3 protein-coding genes and 1 pseudogene are annotated in these 3,231 nt (G+C 78.5%); all 4 read right to left on the reverse strand.

Annotated elements, in window-relative coordinates:
- Positions 1-192 (reverse strand): annotated as a pseudogene (locus tag L1885_RS26040) (hypothetical protein); the annotation flags it as partial.
- 173 nt (positions 193-365) lie between these two features.
- A complete protein-coding gene (locus tag L1885_RS26045) occupies positions 366-1,673 on the reverse strand; it encodes a hypothetical protein (protein WP_235799615.1) in 1,308 nt (435 codons plus the stop codon).
- On the reverse strand, positions 1,670-2,455 hold the full coding sequence (locus L1885_RS26050; protein ID WP_372482032.1) for an ATP-binding cassette domain-containing protein: 786 nt from the start codon (positions 2,453-2,455) through the stop codon (positions 1,670-1,672). Before L1885_RS26050 ends, L1885_RS26045 begins: the two co-directional genes overlap by 4 nt.
- A gap of 211 nt (positions 2,456-2,666) precedes the next feature.
- Positions 2,667-3,231: hypothetical protein (locus tag L1885_RS26055; RefSeq protein WP_235799617.1), on the reverse strand; the 565-nt coding region annotated here is incomplete at its 5' end.

Below are 3,231 nucleotides of genomic sequence, written 5' to 3' on the forward strand. Positions count from 1 at the left end.
CTCGTCGGGCCCGCCGAGCGTGGCGGTGGCGACGGCGACCAGCAGCAGCACGGTCAGGGCCGACGCGGCCCCGCTCACCTCGCCACCACCACCCCCGCCGTCGGAGAACGAGGCCGGCAGCCAGGCGGCCGCGGTGGCCGCGACGGCGGCGCCGAGCGCGGCCGGTACCCGGCGCGAACGGACGTACAGCACGAGCCCGTTCGCCGATCGCCCCGTCGGCGGCGGGACCGGCCCAGGCGCCGACCCCGCGCCCTGCGCCGCCGCCCCCGTCTCCGTCCCCGACCTCACGCCCGCCCCCGGCTCGCCCGCCGCTTCTTCCGCCGTCTGCTCCGCTGCCTCCTCCGCCGCTCTCCCCGCCCGGCGGCTCACCTGCCGCCCCCGGTCAACTGCCCGGACGTGGGGGCGCACTTGTGGGCGGCGCGGTAGAGGGCGATCACCCGGACGTGCGCCTCGGCGCGGGGGAGGGCGTGGAGGCCCTTCCAGAGCGCGACGGCGCCCGGGTCCGGGGCGCCCGTGCCGTCCGGGCCGGCGGCCGGTTCCCGATCGAGCAGCCAGTAGGCGGCCGCGGTGGCGGCCTCGAAGTCGCGCGCGTCCCCGCAGTGGCCGGGGCCGGTGAACACGTCGGTGAGCAGGGAGGGTTCGAGGCTCTCCGGGTGCGCCAGGCGGCCGTCCCGGCCCACGGTGATCCGCAGGAGGGCGGTGTCGGCCCGCGGTCGCGGCGCGGTCGGGGGCGAGAACGTGGTGGTGTCCTCGTGCGCCTGGACGACCGGCGTGCCCGCCAGGAGCGACAGCGCGTGCCGGGCGCGCGGTACGACCTCCGGCAGCAGGCCCTCGTGGGCCCGGCTGACACAGACCCGCGGGGCGTCCGGCGTGCACACCAGCCGCTGGGCGGCGGGGTCGAGCGTCGAGCGGGCGTAGGCGGCGCCCGTCGGTACGACGAGGGCCGCGGCCACCGCCCCGGCGGCCACCGGCAGCAGCGCCGCGAGGGCGTTCCGGCGCCGGCGGACCGCGAAGAGCACGACGGCGGCCGCCGCGAGTGCGGCCGTCCACAGGGCCTGGGCGGCGCTGACCCCGCCGCCCACCGTGTCGTAGTCGCTGAACAAGCTCGCCCCCATGGGGGAGAAGGCGGCCGTCTCCCCGCCGTCCGGCAGGGCGTGGGGCGCGAAGAGCAGCAGGGCGTAGTCGACGACGGCGAGCGCGGGCGCCGTCGCGAGGGCCGGCACCAGGCGGCCGACGGCCAGCCCCAGCCAGATCGACGCGACCATCGCGACCAGTCCGACGGCCACGACGGCGAACGCGGCCGGCGGCAGGTAGCGGGCCGTGGAGGCGATCCGGGGGGCCGCCGCGAGCAGCGCGGCCAGGTACGCGGCGACGGCGGCCAGCGCGGTCGCGGCCAGGGTCGGCACGACGCGCCGCGCCCGCGGGAGGGGCGCGGCGGCGAACAGCTCGGCGACATCGGCGCGGTGCTCGCGGTAGGACTGCCACGCCCCGGCGGCCGTCGCCAGCGGCGAGAGCACGGCGAGGTATTCGCGCTGGACCGTGACGAGCGCCATCCATCCGGCCGACCACCGCCCCGGGGTGGCGTGGAGCACGATCGCGCCGGCCGCGGCGATCAGCAGGGCGGCTGCGGGGGCCGCGGAGCGCCGCAGCTCGATGCCGAGGACGCGCTTCATGCCGCGCCCCGGTGGCGTCGGACGAGCGCCGAGTAGCCGCGCTCCGCCGGGCTGTCGCCGGGGTCGCCCTGCCCGCCGCGCGCGATCAGCTCGTCGGGCGTGCCCTGGAAGACGAGTCGGCCCCCGGCCAGGAGGACCACGTCGGTGCAGGCCGCGACGACGTCCTCGACGAGATGGGTGGAGACCAGCACGCAGCTGTCGGTGCCGACGTCGCGCAGCAGGTCCCGGAAGTCGAGGCGCTGCCCGGGGTCGAGTCCGACGGTCGGCTCGTCGAGCAGCAGCAGCTCGGGCTCGTTGACGAGGGCCTGGGCGATGCCGGCCCGCCGCAGCATCCCGCCGGACAGCGCCTTCATCCGGACGTCGGCCTCGGCGGTGAGCCCGACCCGGTCGACGGCGCGCTGCACGGCGTCGGGGACGGCCGCGGCGGGCATCTCCTTGAGCCAGGCCATGTACGTGACGAACTCACGGACGGTGAAGCGCGGGTAGAAGCCGAACCGCTGCGGCAGATAGCCGAGTCGGCGGCGCACCTCGCGCAGGTCGGCGCGCCCGCCGACCGGCGCGCCGAGCAGCCGCAGCGAGCCGCCGGCGGGTCCGACGACGGTGGACAGCGCGCGCATGAGCGTCGTCTTGCCGGCTCCGTTCGGACCCAGCAGCCCGTGCACGCCGGTGCCCAGGGCCAGATCGAGGCCGTCGACGGCCAGGCGCCGGCCGGCGCGTACGCGCAGGCGCTCCGCGTGGACGAGCCAGGGGTGGAGCGAGGGGGCCGTCTCGGCGACGCTCAGGGGTCGCAAGGGATCTCTCCTGTCGGGGGGAGGGAGGGGGCTGTCGGGGGAGGGGGCTGTCGGGCCGTGGGCCGGTCGGTCGTCGAGTCCGCGCCGCTTGTCGAGTTCCGCGCCGCGGCCGGTCGGTCGTCGCGGTCGGCGTCGCGGTCACGGTCGAGGGAATTCGTGCGGATTCAAGGGATTTCGAGGGGGAACGAAGCCGGCCCCCGGGTCAGTCGGCGCTGCCGAGGCGGCGGAAGCGGGACGTGGCGAGTGGGAGGACCGCGGTGAGCGCCGCCGCGGCGCAGGCCCAGGCGGCGCCGCTCCCCGGCTCCAGCGCGGGGGACAGGGCGCCCGACGCCAGACTCGGCAGCAGGACGGCCGCCGCCCACGCCGCCGCGAGGGCGATCGCCGCGCGCCGCACGCCCACGAGGGCGCCGAGCGCGAGGGAGCCCGCGGTGAACGCGAGGCAGGGCAGCAGGACGAGGGCCGGGGCCTCGCCGGTGCCCGCGCCCGCCACGAGCAGCGCCGGCACCACGACGGCGAGCACCGCGAGGGTGCGCCGCAGCACCATGGCGAGCCCGGCGGCGGGGGTGGCGGCGATCAGCTCCCAGGCCGGGTCGGTCCGCCGGCTCCAGGCCACCGCGACGGCCGGCAGCGGCGCCACGGGGGCGAGCAGGAGCACGAGCGAGGGGAGGCCGGGCTCTGCGGCGTCGAGGAGCGCCCCGCAGCCCAGCACCGCGACGGTCACCGCCAGCCAGGGCAGCAGCGCCCAGGCGAGGAGCCGGCGGTGCACG

The organism is Streptomyces fuscigenes (assembly GCF_021556455.1).
Lineage (GTDB): Bacteria > Actinomycetota > Actinomycetes > Streptomycetales > Streptomycetaceae > Streptomyces > Streptomyces fuscigenes.